This window comes from Streptomyces cynarae (genome assembly GCF_025642135.1).
In the GTDB taxonomy this organism is placed as follows: Bacteria; Actinomycetota; Actinomycetes; order Streptomycetales; family Streptomycetaceae; genus Streptomyces; species Streptomyces cynarae.
In genome coordinates this window covers 370,798-392,588 of the sequence record NZ_CP106793.1, presented here as the reverse complement: position 1 = coordinate 392,588, position 21,791 = coordinate 370,798, and the positions used below count along the sequence as shown (strand labels likewise).

Annotated in this window: 22 protein-coding genes; 16 read left to right on the top strand and 6 right to left on the bottom strand. The window is 66.6% G+C overall.

Annotation, left to right across the window (positions count from 1 at the left end):
• Nucleotides 1-24 precede the first annotated feature (24 nt).
• Nucleotides 25-225 (top strand): hypothetical protein, encoded by a 201-nt coding sequence (locus tag N8I84_RS02040; protein WP_263235051.1) that lies wholly within the window; start codon nt 25-27, stop codon nt 223-225.
• Between the two features lie 295 nt (nt 226-520).
• Nucleotides 521-898 carry an ATP-binding protein gene (locus N8I84_RS42640; protein WP_313884224.1) on the top strand — a complete coding sequence of 126 codons (378 nt, stop codon included), beginning with the start codon at nt 521-523 and terminating at the stop codon, nt 896-898.
• A gap of 124 nt (nt 899-1,022) precedes the next feature.
• Here N8I84_RS42640 and msrB read toward each other — a convergent pair whose 3' ends face one another.
• Nucleotides 1,023-1,424, bottom strand: coding sequence for a peptide-methionine (R)-S-oxide reductase MsrB (gene msrB / locus N8I84_RS02030; RefSeq protein WP_263227682.1), 402 nt, complete (start codon nt 1,422-1,424; stop codon nt 1,023-1,025).
• A gap of 1,189 nt (nt 1,425-2,613) precedes the next feature.
• On the opposite strand from msrB, the gene N8I84_RS02025 reads away from it, so the two are divergent.
• The 6 genes from N8I84_RS02025 (at nt 2,614) to N8I84_RS02000 (ending at nt 6,794) form a co-directional block, all read left to right on the top strand.
• Nucleotides 2,614-3,162: a carboxymuconolactone decarboxylase family protein gene (locus N8I84_RS02025; RefSeq protein WP_263227680.1), complete on the top strand. Its 549-nt coding sequence runs from the start codon at nt 2,614-2,616 to the stop codon at nt 3,160-3,162.
• 111 nt (nt 3,163-3,273) lie between these two features.
• Entirely contained in the window at nt 3,274-4,068 is a 795-nt protein-coding gene (locus tag N8I84_RS02020) for an isocitrate lyase/PEP mutase family protein (RefSeq protein WP_263227678.1), read from the top strand.
• 59 nt (nt 4,069-4,127) lie between these two features.
• Nucleotides 4,128-4,775: a nitroreductase family protein gene (locus N8I84_RS02015; protein ID WP_263227676.1), complete on the top strand. Its 648-nt coding sequence runs from the start codon at nt 4,128-4,130 to the stop codon at nt 4,773-4,775.
• Nucleotides 4,776-4,922: 147 nt separating this feature from the next.
• Complete coding sequence (locus N8I84_RS02010; protein ID WP_390898831.1) at nt 4,923-5,324, top strand: MmcQ/YjbR family DNA-binding protein; 402 nt, start codon at nt 4,923-4,925, stop codon at nt 5,322-5,324.
• Between the two features lie 234 nt (nt 5,325-5,558).
• On the top strand, nt 5,559-6,476 hold the full coding sequence (locus N8I84_RS02005; RefSeq protein WP_263227674.1) for an NADP-dependent oxidoreductase: 918 nt from the start codon (nt 5,559-5,561) through the stop codon (nt 6,474-6,476).
• A gap of 153 nt (nt 6,477-6,629) precedes the next feature.
• Nucleotides 6,630-6,794 (top strand): hypothetical protein, encoded by a 165-nt coding sequence (locus N8I84_RS02000; RefSeq protein WP_263227672.1) that lies wholly within the window; start codon nt 6,630-6,632, stop codon nt 6,792-6,794.
• Between the two features lie 186 nt (nt 6,795-6,980).
• Here the strand turns inward: N8I84_RS02000 and N8I84_RS43005 are convergent, their stop codons facing one another.
• Complete coding sequence (locus N8I84_RS43005; RefSeq protein WP_390899008.1) at nt 6,981-7,241, bottom strand: hypothetical protein; 261 nt, start codon at nt 7,239-7,241, stop codon at nt 6,981-6,983.
• A 156-nt stretch (nt 7,242-7,397) separates the two neighbouring features.
• Here N8I84_RS43005 and N8I84_RS01995 point away from each other — a divergent pair, with 156 nt between their 5' ends.
• The gene (locus tag N8I84_RS01995) at nt 7,398-7,844 is read left to right on the top strand and encodes an endonuclease/exonuclease/phosphatase family protein (RefSeq protein ID WP_449334053.1); all 447 of its coding nucleotides are present in this window, start codon (nt 7,398-7,400) and stop codon (nt 7,842-7,844) included.
• 39 nt (nt 7,845-7,883) lie between these two features.
• Here N8I84_RS01995 and N8I84_RS01990 read toward each other — a convergent pair whose 3' ends face one another.
• Both N8I84_RS01990 and N8I84_RS01985 read right to left on the bottom strand, forming a co-directional pair.
• Entirely contained in the window at nt 7,884-8,798 is a 915-nt protein-coding gene (locus N8I84_RS01990; protein ID WP_263227670.1) for a DNA-3-methyladenine glycosylase family protein, read from the bottom strand.
• A gap of 291 nt (nt 8,799-9,089) precedes the next feature.
• Nucleotides 9,090-10,406, bottom strand: coding sequence for an MFS transporter (locus N8I84_RS01985; protein WP_263227669.1), 1,317 nt, complete (start codon nt 10,404-10,406; stop codon nt 9,090-9,092).
• 1,441 nt (nt 10,407-11,847) lie between these two features.
• On the opposite strand from N8I84_RS01985, the gene N8I84_RS01980 reads away from it, so the two are divergent.
• The 4 genes from N8I84_RS01980 to N8I84_RS01965 all read left to right on the top strand — a co-directional run bounded on the left by N8I84_RS01980 (nt 11,848) and on the right by N8I84_RS01965 (nt 14,907).
• The gene (locus N8I84_RS01980) at nt 11,848-12,765 is read left to right on the top strand and encodes an NADP-dependent oxidoreductase (protein ID WP_263234621.1); all 918 of its coding nucleotides are present in this window, start codon (nt 11,848-11,850) and stop codon (nt 12,763-12,765) included.
• 46 nt (nt 12,766-12,811) lie between these two features.
• On the top strand, nt 12,812-13,297 hold the full coding sequence (locus tag N8I84_RS01975) for a GNAT family N-acetyltransferase (RefSeq protein ID WP_263227667.1): 486 nt from the start codon (nt 12,812-12,814) through the stop codon (nt 13,295-13,297).
• The gene (locus tag N8I84_RS01970) at nt 13,294-13,800 is read left to right on the top strand and encodes a GNAT family N-acetyltransferase (RefSeq protein WP_263227666.1); all 507 of its coding nucleotides are present in this window, start codon (nt 13,294-13,296) and stop codon (nt 13,798-13,800) included. The genes N8I84_RS01975 and N8I84_RS01970 overlap by 4 nt, the downstream gene beginning before the upstream one ends.
• A 162-nt stretch (nt 13,801-13,962) precedes the next feature.
• Entirely contained in the window at nt 13,963-14,907 is a 945-nt protein-coding gene (locus N8I84_RS01965) for an NADP-dependent oxidoreductase (RefSeq protein WP_263227664.1), read from the top strand.
• A gap of 359 nt (nt 14,908-15,266) precedes the next feature.
• Here the strand turns inward: N8I84_RS01965 and N8I84_RS01960 are convergent, their stop codons facing one another.
• Together N8I84_RS01960 and N8I84_RS01955 are read right to left on the bottom strand one after the other, a co-directional pair.
• Nucleotides 15,267-17,792: a SpoIIE family protein phosphatase gene (locus N8I84_RS01960; RefSeq protein ID WP_263234620.1), complete on the bottom strand. Its 2,526-nt coding sequence runs from the start codon at nt 17,790-17,792 to the stop codon at nt 15,267-15,269.
• Nucleotides 17,793-18,643: 851 nt separating this feature from the next.
• Entirely contained in the window at nt 18,644-19,297 is a 654-nt protein-coding gene (locus N8I84_RS01955; protein WP_263227663.1) for a TetR/AcrR family transcriptional regulator, read from the bottom strand.
• Nucleotides 19,298-19,440: 143 nt separating this feature from the next.
• On the opposite strand from N8I84_RS01955, the gene N8I84_RS01950 reads away from it, so the two are divergent.
• From N8I84_RS01950 to N8I84_RS01940, 3 genes are all read left to right on the top strand, one after another.
• Entirely contained in the window at nt 19,441-19,989 is a 549-nt protein-coding gene (locus tag N8I84_RS01950) for a carboxymuconolactone decarboxylase family protein (protein WP_263227662.1), read from the top strand.
• A 75-nt stretch (nt 19,990-20,064) separates the two neighbouring features.
• On the top strand, nt 20,065-20,973 hold the full coding sequence (locus N8I84_RS01945; RefSeq protein WP_263227660.1) for an NADP-dependent oxidoreductase: 909 nt from the start codon (nt 20,065-20,067) through the stop codon (nt 20,971-20,973).
• Between the two features lie 302 nt (nt 20,974-21,275).
• Complete coding sequence (locus N8I84_RS01940; RefSeq protein WP_263227659.1) at nt 21,276-21,719, top strand: pyridoxamine 5'-phosphate oxidase family protein; 444 nt, start codon at nt 21,276-21,278, stop codon at nt 21,717-21,719.
• The last annotated feature ends 72 nt before the right edge of the window (nt 21,720-21,791 follow it).

Sequence of the window (21,791 nt, the reverse complement as noted above, 5' to 3'; positions counted from 1 at the left end):
GCGACGGCGTCGAGGTCGCCCGTGATGCCCGCAGCTGGGCCCGCCATCAGACCATCACCGACCCTGATCACTGCGGCAGCTGCCGCTGCGGCCCGCAAGGCGGCCGTGGGCAAGAAGGCGGCACCGACGGTGACCAGGGAAGTCGAAGAGCGGTCGCTGAATACCTATGACCGGGTCTTCGGTGTCATCGACGGCGGCCTCAGCACCGGCGAGGGAGTCGCGTGATGGCTGCCAAGCAGACGGCGAACAGCCGTGATGTCTCCTCCGAACTCGTCTACCTGGCCAAGGCGTTGAAGGCCCCGGCCTCGCGGGATGCGGCCACCCGACTCGCCGAGCAGGCCCGTGACGAGGTTGGAGCCGCGAGGAGTATCTGGTCGCCTGCCTGCAGCGGGAGGTCGCGGCTCGCGATTCGCATGGCGCCGAGGGACGCGCCCGGGCAGCCTGCTTCCCCTCCCGCAAGTCACTGCAGGACTTCGACTTCGAGCACCAGCGCATCCGGGCCCGCCAGGCCGGCCACCGGGTGGCCTTCGCCATCACCGCCCAGTGGGTGAACCGCCTGGCCGAAGCACATCAAGTGGGAGGGCTCAGCGATGAGTCGACCCGGTTGGGTCGCATCCTGCTGATCATCGTTGACGCGGTCGGCTACATCCCCTTTGAACCCGAGGTGGCGAACCTCTTCTTCCAGTACATCTCGGACCGCTATGAATGGGCCTCGGTGATCGTGAGCAGTAACAAACCCTTCGGCCGCTGGGGCGAGGTCTTCGGTGACGACATCGTCGCCGCCGCCATGATCGACCGCCTTGTCCACCACGCCGAAGCCATCTCGCTCAAGGGCGACAGCTACCGCATGCGCGGCCGCAACCTCGGACGGGTTCCCACGGCCGACACCGGGGAATGACCAACATCAACAGAGGTAGGGGGTCATTTTCGTCCGACCCCCGACCAAGATCCGCGCCCCCGTTGAGCAGGCCATGTTCACCCGGAAAGCTCGGCGGCTACTCCACAAACTCCGCTCATTCGCATTATTCGGAATCGCCAGGCTTCAGCCGCAGGGAGAGGCTGTTGATGCAGTATCGCTTGTCCGTCGGTGTCGCAAATCCCTCGCCCTCGAACAATTCTCCAAGATACGACCCGCAACGAGCGCACCGAACCACGGGATAAGGGGACTCGCTCTGCTGCACTTCGACCGAGTCCAGATCCTTGGGGTCGTAGAACGCAGGCCAGCCACAGCGAGAGTCAAATTTTTCCTCAGAGGTGAAAAGATCAGCGCCGCAGGCCCTGCAAGAGTAAACACCCTTCTCTTTTGCATCGGTGTACTCTCCCGTGAACGCCGCTTCGTCCTCAGCTCCGCGCAGCACCCTGTATTCCTCCGGGCTGAGTTCCGCGCGCCACTCGGCGTTTGACTTCTCGATATCGTAGGACATGACTTCATCCTTCAGGGATGGGAGCGCCGCTTCAGGAGGTGAGCAGCGCTGGGCGGATCGTTGCTTTTTGTTGTGCAGTTCGATAACTCAAGGGCAGAGAGACGTCAGCCGGGGTCCACCGACGATTCTCCGAGCCTGCGGACGAGTCGCAACCCGTTCGACTGCGAAAATGGCAGATGCGCCCTCGAGGTGAAGGCCCGGATGACCGACCTCCACGTAGTGGAAGGCATGCTCGCTTCCGTGTCTGGGAACCAAGAACTGTCTCGTGATCCGTGACCGCGCGGCGTCGGATGCCGGTGCATGACCAGGCGAAGGGGCGTCCGCACACTGGGTGCATGCGCATGTCGCGGCGACCCGGCGGTGGAGGCCCGCCTGCACGAGCGAAGCCGAGCAAGTGGAGGCATGGCCTGCGTCGCGCGCCCGCCGGAAAATACGGGACATATTTCGATGATATCGGATCCAAAGAATGCCTCCGAAGCGGACCGGAACACCTCTTCCTGAGCGTTCTTCGTGACACCAATTGACGGCAAAGCCGGGGCTGCGTCCAGGCGATCAGAGTGTGCAGGGTGCGGGGTGGCCGAACGGCAGATCGAGCAGATCGAGATGGGCAGGGAACGACAGTTCGGGCAGATCGGCCCGTCTGCGGTACGGGAGCTGACCGTGCACCATCTGGAGGCCGCCCGAGACTTCCCCGGACGACCGAACAAGCGGTCCAGCAAACGCCCGGACCAGGTGGGAGCCCGTACACCACTTCCCAGGACGCAACCCACTCGCGAGCTCGTCGTGAGCGTCAAGGCCTGTCTTGCGTGCTCGTAGCTGACGCAGAAATCCGCCCACTCCCGAAACCACTACAGGCTGTCGAAGCAGGTGATGCGCTCACTCCGATGGAACGCGAGGATGCGCTCGGCCTGCCACGCGATGACTGCCAGGACGAAGCTGCGTCGCCTGGCCCTTGTCTGTGAGCTTGCGAGGCATCCGAGCTCCCGTTGTGCGTTCCATGCTTCACACGATACCTCAAACTGGGCTTAACAGCCCAGAACCGAGTAGCGTTGACTGCAGAAGCAAGTGGGCTGGCAAGCCCAAAAGGTGGCGGTGTTCACGGCCGCGACGAGGACCGGGCCCTGAAGCAGTAAGAACCGACTTGGGCTCGACGCTGACCACTGACACACACACCGGAGGTTGATGCGCCATGTCACGACTGAACGTCCTCTCTCCTGACGACGTCCCCGACGGAACGAAGCGCATCCTCGACAACGTCGGCGCACAGCTCGGCTTCGTCCCGAACATGTTCGCGACTCTCGCGTCGAACCCGACCGTCCTCGAGGCCGTCACGACCCTGCAAAGCACCTTGGGCCGGGTTCTGGACGCGAAGACGCGGCACACCATCGCGCTCGCCGTGTCGCAGGCCAACGGTTGCGATTACTGCCTGGCGATACACACGTACGTATCGTCCGAACTCGGTGGCATGTCGAGCGATGACATCGACTTGGCCCGGGCCGGGAGCTCGATCGATCCCAAGCGCGCCGCGGTCGCTCGTTTCGCTCAGCAGGTGGTGGCGAGCCGCGGTCAGGTGAGCGACGCGGACCTCGCGGCTGTGCGAGGCGCCGGGTACACCGATCCGCAGATCCTGGCGATCGTCACGGTGGCGGTGCAGGTCCTGCTGACCAACTTCATCAACAACGTCAACCAGACCGACATCAACATACCCGCCGTCAACTCGGCCGGTACGCCCGGCTGATCGCCGGGACCCCGCCGAGGCCGCGCACACAGCCCGTACACCACTCACCGCCCCAAAACGATCACTCGGGAAAGGTTCGATATGCCGGCCACCGAACTCTATGAGGAGTTCATGGCACTGCACACCCGCGACGGTGGCTTCGTCATGCCGAACGCATGGGACGGCCTCTCGGCGCTGATGCTGGCCGATGCCGGCTTCGAGGCGATCGCGACATCATCGGCGGCACTCGCCGCCACACTCGGCCGGTCCGACGGGCGTCACGAAGTCACCTGTGGCGAGCACCTCGAGCATGCGCGGCTACTCGGCCGGCTCACCGGGCTGCCCGTCAACGGAGACTTCGAGGACGGCTACGGCGACACGCCTGAAGACGTCGCTGCGACCGTGGAAGCCGCCGTCGAGTCCGGACTGGCCGGTATCGGGATCGAAGACACCTCGGGTAATCCCGATCAACCGATCCGCGACTTCGACGAGGCGGTCAACCGCATACGCAGCGCCGTCGAGGCGGCCAAGGGGCGCATCGTCGTCACCGGCCGCACCGACAACTTCATCCAGGGGCGGCCCGATCTCGACGACACCGTCCGGCGTCTGACGGCCTTCGCCGAGGCCGGCGCGGATGTGCTCTACGCCCCTTACCCACCCGACCTCGACGCACTCGTCGCGATCGTCACCGCCGTCGCGCCGACACCGGTCAACGTCCTCATCTCGCCGGCGGACAAAGTGCTGACCGTCGCTGAACTGCAGAAGGCCGGGGTCAAGCGCATCAGTGTGGGTCCAGCGCTCTACACCCACGCAATGGAGGCAGTCGAACAGGCCACCAAGGCTCTCGTCGCGGGTGACCTCACCGCCGCGACGACAGGAATCAGCTTCGAGCGCATCAGCGACCTGCTTGCCCGCAGCACGAACTAGCTCAAACCCTGCGAAACACCGCTCCTCACCCACTCATCGCAAGAAGATGGCAGATTGACATGAACCTCGACAAGCTCATGAACAAGCACCTCACCAGGTACTTCGACCCCGGCAAGACCATTCCGCAGGAAACCCTTCAGCAGTTGCTGAGGTTCCTGCGCTCCACGCCGTCATCGGTGAACGTACAGCCCAACCACTTCTACGTCCTCGCCACACCCGAAGGCAAAGAGCGGCTCGCCAACAACCTGGGCGAACGATTCAAGGACAACGCCGAGAAGATCCTGAACGCGTCGCACACCATCATCCTCACCACCCGGGCAGATGTGCCTGACAGCCACCTCGAGGCGGTGTTCGCAAAGGAGAGGGCCGATGGCCGGTTCCCTGACCCGTCAAAGCAGGAGCTGTGGGAATCAATGACCCGAGACTTCCTCAGCCTGCGCAATTACAGCTACAAGGACCTGAACCACTGGATGGAGAAGCAAACCTACATGGCGGTGGGCCTGACCATGATGGCGGCCGCTGAGCTCGGCGTCGAGGCCACGCCGCTGGAGGGGTTCGACCCGACCAGTGTCGACAAGGCGTTCAAGATCCGCGAGACCGGACACAGCACGACGGTGCTGCTGGCCCTCGGCTACCCCGACCCGGAGAGGGTGTACACCACGCCGATCTCGCGATTCGACGCCGACCAGCTGTTCACCTTCATCTAAACACCCACCCGGGACCGGAACCGACAACACATGGAGCTCGTAACACGATCTCGTTGAGGTTGCCGGCGTGCGGGCACCACCGTTCGTGGCGGCCATGCGGGAGACGCCACCTTGGGCCTTGGCCGGGCGGTCAGGGCACTCGGATCGATGGAGGAGTTGATCACCTTGGACGGACAGGAACTGCAGAAGATCGCGGGCGACTGCACTGTGGGACTGCCCGGCGTCGACCTGGAGCATCGTTTCAGCCCCGACTGGAAGGTCTACAAGGTGCGCGGCAAGGTCTTCATGCTCATGACCGACATGCCGGGGCGCCCCGTCGTGATCCTGAAAGCTGATCCGGACGACGCCGCAGCGCTGCGTGAGCAGTACGCAGACATTACCCCCGGTTATCACATGAACAAGAAGCACTGGATCACGGCGGAAGGCGGGGGCACCATCGACGAGAAGCTGGTGAAGGAGCTCGTGACCGACTCCTACCGTCTCGTGGTCGGCGGGCTTCCCAAGTCCGAGCAGCCTCTGGATCCGCGCACCTACGGCCGCCGCGCCTGACCTTCGTCATACCCGTCAGCGGCGAGAAGCTCCAGGGCAGAAGCGCGCGGCACGGCACTGGCGATCGGCCCCCGACCGGCGCAAGTACCCGAACCGCCACGCACGCCAGACCGATGACCTGCTAATTCACGATGCACGCGGCCCATTGGCCTGCAGCCTCATCTCCTGGAGCCGGCTGGAGAAGTACCGCTCGTGATCGTGTTACGAGCTCATACGAGGAAGGGGACGATCTTAATGAAAGCCATTGTGGTAACCGACCAGGCAGCGGGAACGGCGGGGATGACGCTCACGGAGCGACCTGAGCCGTCCGCAGCGATCAATGACGTCATCGTTCAGGTTCATGCATCGGGCTTCGTCCCGACCGAGATGGAGTGGCCATCGACCTGGACCGATCGCGCCGGCCGTGACAAGACACCGTCGATCCCCGGCCACGAGCTGGCCGGAGTGGTCACGGCCCTCGGCTACGGCACGACGGGGCTGTCGGTCGGGCAGCGGGTGTTCGGCCTCGCCGACTGGCACCGCGACGGCACCCTTGCGGAGTACGTGGCGATCGAAGCACGCAACCTCGCACCGCTGCCCGGCGACGTCGACTTCACGGTAGGCGCGTCCCTGCCGATCTCAGGTCTGACCGCGTGGCAGGGGCTGTTCCAGCACGGCCGTCTTCAGGCTGGCCAGACCGTCCTCGCCCACGGCGCGGCCGGGGCAGTCGGGACGATGGTGACCCAGCTCGCACGTGAGGCCGGCGCTTACGTCATCGGCACCGGACGCGCCGCCGACCGTGAGAAGGCACTCGACTTCGGCGCGCATGAGTTCGTCGACCTTGAGAACGACGCGCTGAAGGACGTCGGGGGCGTCGATCTGGTCTTCGATGTCATCGGTGGCGACGTTCAGAGGCGGTCCGCTGCCCTGATCAAGGCCGGCGGAACGCTGGTGTCCGTCGTCGGCCCAGTCGAGGCGCGGCCCATGGACGGCTTGGCGGTGGACTTCGTTGTCGAGGCCGATCGCACCGAACTGGGTGAGATGGTGCAACGGGTGCGGGACGGACGGCTGCGGACAAACATCGGTGACGTCGCGAGCTTCGATGATGCCATCGGTGCCCTCAACCCGACCACGCGACGCCGCGGGAAGACAATCATCCGGGTACGCCCCTAGGGAGTGGATGGCCACAGTCCGACTGGCGGGTCATCCTCACGGTGCACGAGATGAAGCGGCTCGGCCGCGAAGCCCCCGAACTCACCGCGCCCGCCGCCAACTACTGTTCGCCCACGGCCTGGTGCTGGAGATGCTCGCCGGCCCCTCGCGGGAATGTACGACCCCAGCGGGCACGGCAAGCTGCTGTTCGCACGCTTCTCGATGCCGGCGGAGACCGAGCGGAATAACATCCGCGAGTCGGCCCTGACAGGGGCTCGACGCCGCCGCCCGCAAGGGCAAGCACGGCGGCTGGCCGTCATCACCGAGGACATGCTGTAGACGCTCCTGCCGCGCCGGGTGGGGCGAGTCCGTCGAGCAGATCCAGCCCGACCCGATCATCCCCACCGGCAAGCGCAGGGGACAGAACCCTCTGTCGCCAGTATCTACCGCGCGCTCGACGAACAGGCCAAACGCGAGGCGTTCGTTGCGACGGTCTGCGAGGACGGCTCTGCGAACCTCGACCTCTCACCGAAGGGGTCCGTGCGCGTCTACGACGACGATCACCTGGTATTCCCCCGAAGGGAACCGCCGCCCCAGTATGCGCCGCCGGACCTGCGGGCATTGTTCGCGTGAGTCAGCAGTTGCCAACTCAGGGATCTGGACGAGCAGTCGCGCGCGCACGGAGGAGAACTCCCGGTAGGCCGTGTCCTGTTCGGCCCCGGTGCGGAACGCGGCGCTGCGGTGGCAGTTCATGAAGGCGAGCGTGACGCCGAAGTGCCGCTGCAGGCTGCCAGGTCATCCACGGCACATTGTTGGGGATCGAAGTCGTCGTCAGGCGCAACCTTGAGGACGAGGGGAAAGGGTTCGCGCCGCGGCCGAAGCGCTGGGTGGTCGAACAGGTCAACGGCACGTTGAACCGGACCGGCATCTGGTCGGGCGAGTATCACCACCGACCCGAGAACGCAGTGTCCCGAGGCTACTGGGCGGCCACCGCGAACATGGCGCTCGGGCTCACCGCGCACCCTTCGGCCTGGCGCACTTTCTCGAGCCGGCCGTGTGAACGTCGCCGCCCGCCTTCGCCGCCCGCAGGCCGAACGCAGCGAAGCCGCTGAACACGTCGGCAAGGCCGTCGCCGCCGACGCGAGCAGCCGCGTGGTCGTCCTCGGCGACCTGAACGGCACCACGGACGACGGCGAGCTCGCCCCCTCACCTCGCGACTTCACTCGGCCCAGGCCGCCCCCGGCGCCTGCTTCGGTGACCTACCCGGCGTCTTTCCCGGTGGTCCGCATCGACCAGATCCTCCTCCGCGGCGTGGAGCCGCACCGCTCCTGGGTCCTCCCGGCAAACGGCAGCGACCACTTCCCGGCCGCGTCGGGTATCAGCTGGTGAGCTACCGGAGCCGGGATCTCTTCGGGCCTGACGGACGGTTCAGTGCAGGCGTCCTGCACGCGGTGCCCGGGGCGCGCGGCGGGGGGCCGAGCGGGGAGTGAGTTCGATCAGGCGGAGGACCCGGTAGCGGTGCGGGCGGAAGGGCTCGTAGAACGCCTCGATCTCGCTGTCGTCCAAGCGACGGCCGAGCAGGGCGGCACCCGTCATCCGGCCGAGGTGGTAGTCCCCGAGGGGGAGAGCGTCGGCGTCGCCGAGTGCGCGGTGGCCGACCTGGGCGGCGGTCCAAGGCCCGATACCCGTCAGCTTGGCCAGGAGCGCGTAGGCACGCCCGGGGTCGCCCGCGGACTGGTCGATGCGAGCGGCATGGTGGGCGGCCTGGATCACGGTGCGGGAGCGGTGCAGGTCGACGCCGGCCTGACGCCACCCCCAACTGGGGACCGACGACCACGCCTTTGGGGTCGGTGGCACGCGCATGCCCTGCGGGGCGGGGCCGGGCGGTTCGGTGCCGTGCGCCCGCACGAGGCGAGCGAAGGCGGCGTGGGCGTCCAGACCGACGACGCGCTGCTCGATGATCGCCGGGACCAGCGCTTCGAACAGCCGTCCGGTGCATGGCACACGCAGGCCGGGCATCCGGCGCAGCGCGCGCTGGAGAAAGGGGTGGTCAGGCCGGAACAGCTCGGGGTGATCCCCAGCGCCGAGTTCGGTCGGGATGGTGTCCACCAGCTCCCGGGCCCCGGGGCCCCAGGCGTCGATGGTCAGGTCATCGAGCCGCTGTTGCCGGATGCGATAGCTGACCGGCCCCGTGGAAGTGAGCGCGGTGCGCCAGAGGGCCCGGTCGGGCGTGACGCGGTGGGTGGGATCGTGGTGGCCGCGGCGCAGAGCGGCCAGCGTCCGTCGTGCGTCGACGGGGAAGCCGGGCTGCCAGTGGAGCGACTCGTCCGGTGGCTGGAGCATCTGGCTGCTTTCAGGAGGGACGAACTCTCTCGGGGGTCGTGCCCATCGGATCAAACGGGCACAGCCGCCATGCTGGGCTCACGCCGAAGGTCGCTTGCAGCATGCACGGTGGGAAGCAGGGCGCACCTGGGACGAGCCGGAGTTCTGGCGGCGTCGAGTCGTGTCGGCGCTGCCGGAGCGGACCCATGCAGACCGACATCACCCCAGTACGGACCTGGCCGGGCGACACCTCGAAGGTGCGCGTACGGGACGGCACGTCGGCAAATCCTCTGACGGTGAGGCTCGTCATGATCATTCGCCATGCCGGCTGTTCCCGGTCGGGTCTGTATGCGGGCTGCGTGCAGCGAGGACAGTGATCACGGTGGCAACGAGGGCGAGTGCCCCGTACCCGAGGGCGATCTGCGGTAGCGAGAAGGTGTTCGAGAGTTGCCCGGAGATGAAGCTGAGGAGGGCGGCGCCAACGTAGCAGAGGAGGTAGATTGCGCTGAAGATCGGTGCCCGGTCGGCGAGGGTGCTGCCGTACAGCAGGCCGCGGGTGGCGGCACTGATGGCGATGCCTTGACCGGCGCCTGCCACGATGGTTGCGGCGATGAACAACGCCAGTGTGCCTACGTCGATCGCTGTGATGATGCCGATCCATCCGACCAGGAAGATGATCATGCCGATGCGTTGGGCCGCCGCGGATGTGAATCGGCCGCCGAGGGGAGCGCCAAGAACGCTGGGGGCCATATAGGCGGCGAACACCAGCCCGAGCACGAGCGAGCTGCGGGTGTGGAGTTGATCTTCGACGAGCGCAGGCATGAAGGCCTGGTAGAAAGCCCCGGTCGTCCAGGTGGCCACGAACACCGCGGCCGCGACGGGAAGCAGATGACTGACCCGGGCCGGTACGCGGACCCGGGGTACCAGTGATCGCCAAGCGCCGGGCGTCGGCTTCGCGGTCTCCGGGCTGATGACGATGAGTGCGGCCGACAGGACGAGGAGACCGGCGGAAACCAGGTAGATGAGGTGGCGTGGCCAAGGGCCGAACTGGACCAGGGCGCCAGAGGCGATCGCGCCGAGGGAGAGGCCGAGCATTGGTCCTTGGCTGGACGCGACAGAGGCCAACCAGGTCGGCCTGCTGGGCGCGGCGTCGACGATGTAGGAGGTAAGGCTGCTGCTGGCCAACCCCGTACCGACGCCCATCAGTAGCCGAGCGGCCAGCAGAATGCCGATGTCGTGCACGTTCAGCAGCAGCAGACAGCCCAGCATGAGCAGGCCGAGGCTGCCGATCGCGGAGAGCCGTCGGCCCAGATGATTGGACAGTCGTCCCAGCACCAACAGTGCAGCGATAGTGCCCACGGAGTTGGCGACGACGGCCAGCGCGATATCGGCGTTGGTGAACCCATCCTCAGCCCGATAGGTATTGAACAGGGGAATCGGCGTGACCAACGCGGCGAACGAGGCCACCAGGGAGACCACCGCAGATGAGAAGGCCAGCCGGAGTGTTCTGCCCCCGCGAGCCGGGTTGATCACTGGTGCCACGTCTTGCATTGAGCCGTGCCTTTCCATGGTTGCGTCATCGTCCATCTCGTTTACGTCGATCGACGGCGCCGTCTTACGTCGATCCACGGCGCCGTCTTACCGGTTAATGTCGCGATCTCGCCCGCTCCTCCGCGGCCTCCCGGCGCAGCCGGCTGTGCCTGCTTGAGCCGCTGCTGCCTGAGGCCGCTCCCGCCTGCCCTACGGCGAAATCCACACCGACGAGGAGAAACAGACCGCCACCGGCTTCTGGTGCAGATCTGTTCCCAGTCGACCAACGCTCGATCTACGGGGGGTCTATGTCCGATGCAGACGCCGCGCCGTCGGCTGGTCGAGCGCCCCCCGACTCCCCCCGACGCGCCTGGAGGCGCTCACGGGCGAGAGGGCCGCTCTGCCTCGCCGGTCGGATGCGCGCACCGGTGCTGGTGGCGCTGACTCTCCTGCGGTCGGCCCGCCGTACCACGTACCTGTCGGGAGCAGGGCTCCCGTACCGGGCTCGGGCGGGCGTCCACCAGGGTGGGCGCATTTCGGGCACACAGTATGGGCCGTCTCCCGCGGGGCGCGACGTGGACCCGAGGCCTGACCAGGTCCTGCAACGACCGGGCTTCTGGGACCGGAGCGCCTATTCTGGGAATACAACGGATACAGCCTCTACGGAGATCTCTCGCAAGAAGAGCGCGAGGGTGGGCCGCATCCCGGGAATCAGGCGAACCCGGAGGTGTACCGTCCCTCGAACGCCCCCCGCAATTCACGGCTGGCGACATCGCCATCGGCACCTGTGATCCGCGAGACGTCGTAGGTGGCACGGTAGGTGGGCGGCCAGAAAGACCAAAACCGCCCTTGATCGTCTACTCCGCCCTCTCTGGACGATTGGCTCCCTTTCCGGACGTAGGTGGTGCGCCCGTCGTGAGTGAACACCTGTGTTGCCCCGTCGGTGTAGGTGAATGGTGCTCTCGTCGCCGCTTCCGCGATGCCGGCTGCATTGATGCGGTCGCCGTGGCTTACCGCAGGTCCCTCAGTCCTAGACATGACAGGCTCCAATCGGGGTGTGCGTCGCCCAGGCGCGGACAGGGGCAATGCCGACCACGTCAGACCCAGGGCGGGCTTCGTGCTGCTCGCACGGGCGAACCCTGCCGGCCGGCGCAGCAACACGGGATCATCCGCTGATGCTTGTCGAACGGTTCTCCGCCATCCTAAGGTGGACTCGATCGTCCAGTTCATTCGACCCCAGGCAGTGGCGCACCCATCGGGGCCACGGGGCGGAGCGCGCGGCAGCGAGCGGCGCTAGCGGGACGCGAGTGAGAAGCAAGAAACTCAAGCCTGCACAGGCCGTTCCCGTCGTGGACGGGGTGGGATCGGCGTCGCGCGTAGATGCATCGGGGCTGTGGCCGGGCAAGTCTCTAACGACGATCAAGCCCGCCGACCCGGCCTGCCGGGCCACATGGCTCCGTACTAGTGTGGACTTTAAGGTCCAGTTACGACCGGACCGTGCATGCCGCGCAGGCAAAGACTGGATGCAGGGAGGTGCCGAATGAAGGCGATTGTGGTGACGGACCAGGCCGCGGGAACGGCCGGGATGATGCTGGAAGAGCGCCCGGAGCCGGAGGCTGGCGGGAACGACGTTCTCGTTGAGGTGCACGCGTCGGGATTCACCCCCGGTGAGCTGACGTGGCCCGGGACATGGACCGATCGGCTCGGCCGTGACCGGACGCCGTCGATCCCTGGGCACGAGGTTGCAGGGGTGGTCAGCGCTCTTGGCTATGGCACGAGGGGCCTGTCGGTGGGACAGCGGGTGTTCGGGCTCGCGGAGTGGACTCGCGACGGCACCCTGGCGGAGTACGTGGCCGTCGAGGCGCGTAACCTCGCGCCGCTGCCGGGGGATGTCGACTTCACCGTGGGCGCGAGCCTGCCGATCTCGGGTCTGACCGCGTGGCAGGGGCTGTTCGTGCACGGCCGCTTCGAGGTGGGGCAGAGCGTCCTCGTACACGGCGCGGCCGGTGGCGTCGGCTCGATGGTGACGCAGCTCGCCCGTGAGGCCGGTGCCTACGTCATCGGCACCGGACGTGCTGCCGACCGGCAGACCGCACTCGACTTCGGCGCGAAGGAATTCGTCGATCTCGACAACGAGGCACTGGAAGACATCGGCGGAGTCGATCTGGTCTTCGACGTGATCGGCGGTGACATCGGCAAGCGGTCAGCAGGCCTGGTCCGAGCCGGAGGAATGCTGGTGACGATCGCCGGCCCGCCCGAGGCGCAGCCGAAGGAAGGCCTGGCGGTCGATTTCGTCGTCGAGGCCGATCGAACGCAGTTGGGTGAGGTCGTCCAGCGGGTCCGGGATGGTCGGTTGCGGACGAACATCGCCCAGGTCGCGGCCCTCGACGAGGCCGTTGCCGCCTTCAACCCCACCGAGCGGGTCAAGGGGAAGACGATCATCCGTGTTCGCCCGTAAGCACACGGCGTACCCCGGAACCGGCAAGCAACGAAGGAACACGCCCATGACCGAGCCAACCGAACGTACCCGCTATGCCATCGAGTACCCCGACGGGAAAGGCACCCTCGGTCAGGACCCGGGCGTCCTCCTCGGGGACGAGGTGATCGATCATCCCCACGTCCCCGGGTTCGACTTCTACGTCGTCAACGACGAGAAAACCGGCATCTACGAGGCCATCGTCGGCGACACCGCGATCGCCGGCCTGCCCTACAACGTCGCCGGCGACGACCGGCTCGTGCTCATGGCCACCTCAGTGCTCCCCGAGTACCGCAGACAGGGCGTCGCCACCGAGCTGATCCGACGGGTCCTCGACGACGTGCGCTCGCGAGGAATGACGGTCACCATCAGGTGTCCGACCGTGCGCACCTTCATCGAGCACAACCCCGAGTATGCGGACCTCATCGACCCTGAGCACCCGGGGCGACCACAGGGTCGCACCAGTCCTGAGCCAACCCGCTGGGCTCCGCCGACAGAAGGTGTTCGACAGTGACGACCAACATCGAGGCCGAGGCGGCCTTTCGTGAACAGAACAACGCGGCCCTCATCGCTGCTCTGGAGGAGACCGGTCTCCGTGAGGCCGAGTCCGCCTGGGAGCTCGATATCGCCAACGACTCGGAGCGCGGTCGCTGGACCGCGTCCCTCGGTCCCGAAGCGATCGCAGAACTCCAATATCGGTTCGTCGGCGGCCGCGTCGTACTGTTGACGACCTGGGTCGACCCCGCCTACCGCCACAAGCGAGTAGCCGCGGAGCTCATCGCTCGCGTGCTGAACGAGATCCGCGAGAGCGGAAAGAAGATCACCATCATCTGCCCGGTTGTGGGCGAGTTTATTGCCCGCCACCCGCAATACCTCGATCTCATCGACAAGGTTCATCCGGGCTCCGGCGCTCACCCACAGCACGAACCCGCGGACGGGCCGGACCACGAGCACGGTCCCGCGGGCGGGCCGGACGACGAGAGGCAGATCGCCGCGCTCGAGCACGACTGGATGTAACCGTCCGTCTTGCAAACGTGCTTCGAGTCCTCCAGCGAGTCCGGAGAAGGCCGGCGCGGACGAGCATCGTCAGCGCCCCGACCCCGCCGATGCCGTCGGCGCTTTCAACCCGACCGAACGGGATGAGGACAAAGACCGGCTGTTACGGAGGAAGGTATTCAGATGAAAGCGATCGTGGTGACCGACCGTGCCGCGGGAACGGCAGGGATGAAGCTAGTGGAGCGACCCGATCCGGACACGGCGGGGCTCGCTAGTCTTGAAGGCGCGAACTACGGCGATGTCGTTGTGGCAGTTCATGCGTCAGGATTCACCGGGGATGAGCTGGAGTGGCCCTCGACCTGGATCGATCGCCTCGGCCGTGACCGCACGCCGTCAATCCCGGGCCACGAGGTGGCCGGCGTAGTCACCGCCCTCAGCTATGGAACGGCGGGGCTGTCGGTCGGACAACGGGTGTTCGGCCTCACCGACTGGACCCGCGACGGCACCCTGGCAGAGTTTGTCGTCGTCGAGGCGCGCAACCTTGCACCGTTGCCTGGCGACGTCGACTTCACGGTAGGTGCGGGCGTCGCGATGACTGGCCTGACCGCGTGGCAGGGGCTGTTCGAGCACGGCCACCTCGGGGTGGGGCAGAGCGTCCTTGTGCACGGTGCGGCCGGCGCGGTCGGCTCGATGGCGACACAGCTCGCACGTGAGGCCGGCGCCTACGTCATCGGTACCGGACGCGCTGCCCATCGTCAGCTGGCGCTCGACTTCGGCGCACAGGAGTTCGTCGACCTTGAGAACGACGCGCTGGAAGATGTCGGCGGCGTCGATCTGGTATTCGATGTCTTCGGCGGTGCCATCGGGAAGCGGTCCGCGGGTCTGGTTCGAGCCGAAGGAATGCTGGTGACCGTCGCCGGGCCGCCCGAGGCGCGGCCGGCCAACGGTCGGGCGATCGACTTCGTTGTCGTGTCCGATCGCGCGCAACTGAGTGAGATCGCGCGGCGCGTGAAGGACGGACAGCTACGGACGAACATCGGCCAAGTCGCAACCCTCGACGATGCTGTGGCCGCCTTCAACCCTACCGAGCGGGTCAATGGGAAGACGATCATCCGCGTTCGTCGGTAAGGAGGGCCCAGAGGCAGCGACCGTCCTTCCTCAGGTATGGCGCTTCGGCGATCTCCCCTACGTGCCCGCTCGTAGGGGAGATCGCGCACGTACTCGCTTCGAGGCGTGGCGGAGGACTTGAGCGCGCGGCGGCGCCGCAGGGCCGATCACCTCGGCTACGAGGCCGACGATAGGTGTTGTCCCCGGCCCTGGTGTCGAAGATCACCGATGTGGTGGCCGATGAGATGGCTGGCTGGCAGAACCGGCCCGTTGGCGAGGTACTCCGACCGGAACCGACACGACGAGCGCTTCGTGTGCTCGGTACACAGCACCAAGGCCGGGATGAGCTTGGGCCCCTCGACGAGTTTCACGGCACCAGCCTAGGGGTGGGATCTCCGCGGCCGCATTGGTGTGCCGGCGTGGGGACCGAGAGGGAAGCCCTCATCGGTACCCGCTTTACACGTGGACGGGAGCTCTTGGTCGGCCCAGACGAGCTTGCCGCCCGTTGCGGAGCGGAAGCCCCACCTGCTGGACAACTGGGCGATCAGGAACAGCCCCCGGCCGTTTTCGTCGACGATGCGGGCATGGCGCAGGCGCGGGTAACACTTTCCGCTGTCAAAGACCTCGCAGGTCAGGACTTGGTGCTGGATGAGCCGCAGCCGGATCGGGTCGGCGCCGTGGTGGATAGCGTTGGTGACCAGTTCGCTGATGATCAGCTCCGTGGTGGGCACGAGCTGCTCCAGTCCCCATTCGCTGAGTTGATGGGCGGCCAGGTGCCGGGCGGCGCTGACGACGGCCGGCTCGGTTGGCAGGTCCCAGGAGGCGATGTGGGCGGGCTCGAGTGTGTGGATCCGGGCAAGGAGCAAGGCGACGTCGTCGGATGCTGCCTGTGTCGGCACGGTTTCCATCACTGAGGAGCACAAGTCTTCCAAGGACTGTTCGGGTTGTGCCAGGGCGGTGCCGAGGCGGCGCATGCCGACCTCGATGTCGTCGTCACGAGATTCGACCAGGCCGTCGGTGTAGAACGCGAGCAGGCTTCCTTCGGGCAGTTCCACTTCCACGGCGTCGAAGGGGACCAGCCCGAGGCCGAGGCCGAGTGGGGCTCCGGTGGGCAGGTCGGGGAAGGTGACCTGGCCCTGTGCGTCGACTATCGCGGGCGGGGGGTGCCCGGCCCGTGCCATCGTGCACTGCCGGGTGGCCGGGTCGTAGACGGCGTACACACAGGTCGCGCCCGTAATCGCGGGGATCTGATCGGGAGCGTCGTCATCTTCCCCGGTCAGCCGCCGGACGCTGTCATCGAGGTGGCTCAGCAGTTCGTCGGGGGGCAGGTCCAGGTCCGCGAGCGTGCGGACGGCGGTGCGGAGCCTGCCCATGGTCACCGCGGCGTTGATGCCGTGTCCGACCACATCACCGACGACGAGGGCCACCCGGGCACAAGGCAGCGGGATCACATCGAACCAGTCGCCTCCGACACCGGCGTCCGTGTCGGCCGGCAAGTAGCGCCCGGCCGCCTCGACGGCGACGCCGCCCCTCAAGCGGTGCGGGAGCAGGTTGCGCTGGAGGGCGAGGGCCGTGCTGCGTTCGCGCGTGTACTGGCGGGCGTTGTCCAAGGACAGCGCGGCCCGGGTGACCAGTTCCTCAGCCAGGAGTAGGTCATCCTGCTGGAATGGCATCGGGTCCTCGGTGCGTGCGAACAAGGCCACGCCCAACACGGAGTGCCGGGCACGGATGGGCACGATCATCAGGGAGTGCACCCCGTTCTCACGGATCTTTTGCGCCCGTGCCGGGTCGTGGTCGATCCATGTGCCAGGGGTGGTGTCCAGTACCGGTTCCAGGTGGGACTTTCCCGTGCGTAGTGCGCTGGCGAGCGGCGAGTTTGGGGGGACGGAAATTTCCTCCCCTCGCGCAAACGTCGACTCTGGTATCCCTGGGTGGATCGAGGCCAAACCGGCACGTCGGAACACGCGGGGGCGACCGCACGTTGTGTCGTTCTCGGCAGGAGGCTCTTTGCCGAATGGGACCGACTCTGCCAGGTCGACGGTGACGTAGTCGGCCAACAGGGGCACGGCCAGGCTGGCCAGTTCCTGTCCGGTCTGCATGACGTCCAGGGTGCTCCCGATGCGCGTGCTGGCCTGGCTGAGGACGGCAAGGCGCTCGCGCACCCGCTGGTTGCTGGTGACATCCACGGTCAAGGAGCAGACCCCCAGTGCCTGGCCGTCCGCGTCCTGGAGGCAGAAGAACGAGGCCGCGAATGCGTGCTCCCGGCGCGGATCTTCCGGCGGCCATGCCCGGTACTCGTGGACCGTGGAAGTGCCGCTCGCCAGCACCTGCCGCATCACGGCTTCAAGAGCCTCGGCCTCGAAGCCGGGCAGTGAATCCTTCAGGCGGCGTCCGAACCTCCGGTCACGGGAAATGCCGTCATGCTCCATCGTGTCGTTCATCCACGTACAACGTAGCTGTGGGTCACGAATGGCGATGCCGACCGGCGCGCGGGCAAGCAGCGACTCCCGTACCGATCCGTTGATCATCCCCGAGGAGAACGCGTCCATGTCGGTCAGGGATACCAGCCACCGGTGGCTTGCGTCCTGGCCCCACAGCAGCCAGAGGCGCAGGCACAGGTTGAGCGTGCGGCCGTCGCGGTGGCGGACCGCCACAGTGCCGGACCAGCCACCTCGGGCACGGCACTGCTCGGCGAATGCTGCTTCCCCCAGCGCCTCCCCGGATGACGGCAACACGAGTGTGGCGGACCGGTCCACCACTTCCTCAGCGCGGTACCCAACAAGGTGCTGAGCGGCTTGCGTCCACGCGACCACCGTCCCTTGCTCGTCGATCACCGCTATCGCTGCGTCGGATATCTCGCGGAGCCCCAGTGGCTGCAGGAGTGCGGTCTGGTCGGTGCTCATCATCATGGTTCCCATCAGGTGCGTCGCGACCCGACGGTATGCGCGCGTCTGCCCACACGTGCGGACCATTCTCCGAGCAAAAGACCGGACCATTTCGCACCGAACTGCCAGGCGGGCCGCTGGGCGCCGCCTGTCGGACCGGTTGCACCGCGAAGCGCCACGCCGCATGTTCGGGACGCCATGCTCGGGAGCGGGTCAGCCTCGATTCTCGGTGCGGAAAATTGGTTGAGGTCTGCTCTGCCCGGTTCAGCGTGGGGCGAAGTGGAAGAGCAGGGTTCGGTCGTTCCGCCAGGGGACGGGGATCTCCAGGTCGGGGAAGCCTGCTCGATCAGAGCGGGGTGGTGGCTGCGCAGGTTGAGAGCGCAGGTCACGGTGTGCTCGCTGAGGTGCAGGGTTCCGGTTGCGTCGAGGAAGTGTCGCCAGTTGTTGTCAGGCGTGGCGGTCTCGTAGCGGGGCAGTTTACGGGCGAGCATCCGGCAGAGGTTCCCGGCGACGACGGTCAGCGTGGTGTCCAGGTCGACGTTGAGTGGGACGCTAGGGCAGGTAGTTCGATCATGGTCGGCGTTCAGAAGGACCACTTGAACTTCGGCGGAGCGCAGCCGTGACATGCATGTTTATCGTCGAACCGCATCAAAGGCCCGGGAGACGCGCCGTACCCGCCTCCTGGGACGTCGCCACGGATGGGACCGCGACCTTGCTGAACGACAAGCCGCACAACCGCGGAGATCTGCACGTGCCACGACGGTCTCGCGCGCCCGCCTCATGAGTCGGAGGCTCGACTGCCGCACGGGCCCGCCGTCGCGGATACGACCCTTCTTTCTCACGTTCGATGGGCCGTCTCAGACCGTCGCCGGCTAGCGAACCTGCAGTGCGTCGACTTCGGGAGACCTTACGAAGGTCTGCACGTAGTCGATGGCTGCCTGCAACGCGTCCTTCAGCGGAGTGATGTCCCGAGCGACCTGAGCGAGGAGGCTGCCGCCTTGGAATGCGGAGAGAAGTAGATTGGCCAGCTGCGTCGGATCCGCGTCCGTGCTGATGCGGCCGAGTTGCTGCATGTGCTCGAGCCCGTCGCGGAAGATGTCCCGCCACCGATCGAACGCACTCGCGAGCTCATCGTGAACGTCAAGGTCAGTCTTGATGATCTCGCTGGCGAGGGAGCCGAGGCTGCAGCCTTCCTGGTAGGCGCGCTCGTAGCCGACGTAGAAATCCGCCCACTCCCGAAAAGCGTCGAGATCGTTGAAGGAGGCGAATCGCTCACTGCGATGGAATGCGAGGACGCGATCGGCCTGCCAGGCGATGACTGCCAGGACGAGACTCTCCTTGGTCGGGAAGTAGTGGTTGAGCTGTGACCCGCTGACGCCGGCTGCGCGACGGAGCTGCTCGTTGTTCGTCGCGTGGACACCCTTCGTGTAGATGAGCTCCGCGGCCTGCTCCAGGATCCGGGTACGCGTCGCCTGGCCCTTGTCCGTGAGCTTGCGAGGCACCCGAGCTCGTGTCGTGGCTTCCATGCGTCACATGATACCGCAAGGTGGGCTTGACAGCCCAGTCTTGGGCGGTGTTAGCTCTGAGAAGTGGGCCGCCAAGCCCAAAAATGCACAGGACTGACCTGGGCTCGGCGACTACTCGCACGCCTACCGGAGGTTGATTCGCTATGGCACGACTGAACGTTCCCTCTTCCACCGATGTCCCCGCGGGAGCGCAAGGCATCCTCGACAACATCGGCGCACAGCTCGGCTTCGTCCCGAACATGTTCAAGACCATCGCGTCGAACCCGACCGTTCTGGACGCCGTCGTGACGCTGCAGAGCACCATGAGTCGCGTTCTGGACGCGAAGACGCGGCACACCATCGCGCTGGCGGTCTCGGAGGCCAACGGTTGCGCCTACTGCCTGGCGATTCACACGTACCTGTCGTCCGAACTCAGCGGAATGTCGAGCGACGACATCGAACTGGCTCGCGCCGGGAGCTCGGTGGACCCCAAGCGCGCCGCAGCCGCTCGCTTCGCTCAACGGGTGGTCGAGAGCCGCGGGCGAGTCAGCGACGCAGACCTCGCGGCTGTGCGCGGCGCCGGTTACACCGACCCGCAGATCTTGGCGATCGTCACGGTCTCAGTGCAGGCCCTGCTGACCAATTTTCTCAACAACGTCAACCAGACCGACATCGAAATCCCCACCGCCGGCTCGGTCGGTACGCCCGGTTGAGCGTCGAAACCCCAGACTGAAGATATGGCGGCCGGCCTGTACCTACCGTCGGCCGGACCGAGGAAAGGGACAACCATGAAGGCAAGCGGAGTGTCCGGACCCGACGCGGACGTCGTCCTCCTGGAGGTGCCTGAGCCACCGGCTCCCGGTGCTGGTCAGCTTCTGCTGGAGGTGGAGGCGGCCGGTGTCGGTCCGTGGGATCGGTTGCTGAACGGTGCGGGCTGGGATGTGGGGCTGCGTCCGCCGGCGGCGCTGGGTGTGGAGGGCGTGGGCCGGGTTGTGGCTGTGGGTCCTGATGTCGAGGGGTTCGCTGTCGGTGACCGGGTGCTTGCGCATGAGGCCCCGTTGCCCGGTGGCAGCGGCTTCTGGGCTGAGCGGGTGCTGATCACTGCGGCGAGTGCCGCGATTTGTCCGGCGGGGCTGGATCCGGTGCAGGCGGGGGCGCTGCCGGTTGCCGGGCTCACGGCGTACCAGTCGCTGGAGGCACTGGGGCTGAGCCGGGGGGAGCGGCTTCTGATCACCAATGGTGGTGGGGCGACCGGTGTACTGGCGTTGCAGATTGCTGCTGCCCGGGGGATCGAGGTGACGGTGACGGCGTCCGCTTCGGCTGCTGAGCGCCTGCGTGGTCTGGGTGCGTTGGCGGTCGTCGACTACCACGACGCGGATTGGGCGGGTCGGGTCAGTGGTGGGTTCGATGGTGTGCTGATCGCTGCTGGTGGTACGGCGCGGGCCGCGCTGTCGCTGGTGCGGGACGGTGGGCGTCTGGTGTCGCTGACCTCGGACGCGCCGGCGGGGGAGCGTGGTATCACCAGTACGGACCTCTACGTCCGGCCTGATGCCGCTCAGCTTGCCCATCTGGCGGAGGCGGTCGCGGAGGGAAAGCTGAAGCAGAACGTGGAAGCGCTCCCTTTGAATGAGGGGCCGGCCGCTTTCGCCCGGGTGTCCGCCGGGCAGGCCGGTGGCAAGAAGATCGTGCTGACCTGAGCACGTCCACGGCGGGGTGTCGCCCGGTGCTGAGACCGACTCACGGCACCCGCCGGACACGGTACGGCCGCGTGCGCGGGCGTACCCACCAGGCGCGGCGCACATCAGGCGGTCGGGCCGGTGGCGTTCAACGCGATCAGGAAGCCCGCGCAACAGCGCGGAGCGAGCGCCGGGGCATCGGCGGACCAGGCCATCGGCCTGTTGTGGCACTCGAAAAAGGCTGCGTCGTGACGGCCCAGGTGGGCGGAGCACGCGGACGTGGCAGGAAAGGTTGACGAGCGATGGGAATAATCACCGAGGACATGCGGCAGATCGTCACCAGCGCCAAGCTGGCGTTCGTTGCGACGGTCTGCGAGGACGGCTCTCCGAACCTCTCCCCGAAGGGGTCCGTGCGCGTCTACGACGACGATCACCTCGTATTCATGAACATGGCCTCGCCCAATACGGTGGAGAACCTGCGGCACAATCCGCGGGTTGAGGTCAACGTGATCGACTTCCTGCTCCGGCGGGGGTACCGCTTCAAGGGAACAGCCGAGATCCGCGGGGAAGGTGACCCGGTGTACGACTGGTCCCGCCAGTGGGTGCTGAACACCCACGGCGATCCCATCTACCCGTGCCACGAGGCCGTACTGATCAGGGTCGACCGGGTGCTGCGGGTGGACTCTCCCGCGTATACGTTCGGGCACGCGAATGAGGATGACCTGAAGCGTGAGTGGGCCGCCAACTACGGTGTGGCATACCTTTGATGCGACATCGAACCACCTGTCCCGCAGGGCCGGCCGCCGAAGTACGGAGTTACGGGGGGCTGGTGCGGCGGC

Coding starts and splice junctions, on each gene's coding strand:
- N8I84_RS02000 (WP_263227672.1), top strand. CDS start 6,630: ATGTACGACCCCAGCGGGCACGGCAAGCTGCTGTTCGCACGCTTCTCG.
- N8I84_RS02025 (WP_263227680.1), top strand. CDS start 2,614: ATGTCACGACTGAACGTCCTCTCTCCTGACGACGTCCCCGACGGAACG.
- N8I84_RS01950 (WP_263227662.1), top strand. CDS start 19,441: ATGGCACGACTGAACGTTCCCTCTTCCACCGATGTCCCCGCGGGAGCG.
- msrB (WP_263227682.1), bottom strand. CDS start 1,424: ATGTCCTACGATATCGAGAAGTCAAACGCCGAGTGGCGCGCGGAACTC.
- N8I84_RS01975 (WP_263227667.1), top strand. CDS start 12,812: ATGACCGAGCCAACCGAACGTACCCGCTATGCCATCGAGTACCCCGAC.
- N8I84_RS01945 (WP_263227660.1), top strand. CDS start 20,065: ATGAAGGCAAGCGGAGTGTCCGGACCCGACGCGGACGTCGTCCTCCTG.
- N8I84_RS02020 (WP_263227678.1), top strand. CDS start 3,274: ATGGCACTGCACACCCGCGACGGTGGCTTCGTCATGCCGAACGCATGG.
- N8I84_RS02015 (WP_263227676.1), top strand. CDS start 4,128: ATGAACCTCGACAAGCTCATGAACAAGCACCTCACCAGGTACTTCGAC.
- N8I84_RS01990 (WP_263227670.1), bottom strand. CDS start 8,798: ATGCTCCAGCCACCGGACGAGTCGCTCCACTGGCAGCCCGGCTTCCCC.
- N8I84_RS01960 (WP_263234620.1), bottom strand. CDS start 17,792: ATGATGAGCACCGACCAGACCGCACTCCTGCAGCCACTGGGGCTCCGC.
- N8I84_RS01980 (WP_263234621.1), top strand. CDS start 11,848: ATGAAGGCGATTGTGGTGACGGACCAGGCCGCGGGAACGGCCGGGATG.
- N8I84_RS02010 (WP_390898831.1), top strand. CDS start 4,923: ATGGAGGAGTTGATCACCTTGGACGGACAGGAACTGCAGAAGATCGCG.
- N8I84_RS02005 (WP_263227674.1), top strand. CDS start 5,559: ATGAAAGCCATTGTGGTAACCGACCAGGCAGCGGGAACGGCGGGGATG.
- N8I84_RS01940 (WP_263227659.1), top strand. CDS start 21,276: ATGCGGCAGATCGTCACCAGCGCCAAGCTGGCGTTCGTTGCGACGGTC.
- N8I84_RS01955 (WP_263227663.1), bottom strand. CDS start 19,297: ATGGAAGCCACGACACGAGCTCGGGTGCCTCGCAAGCTCACGGACAAG.
- N8I84_RS02040 (WP_263235051.1), top strand. CDS start 25: ATGCCCGCAGCTGGGCCCGCCATCAGACCATCACCGACCCTGATCACT.
- N8I84_RS01965 (WP_263227664.1), top strand. CDS start 13,963: ATGAAAGCGATCGTGGTGACCGACCGTGCCGCGGGAACGGCAGGGATG.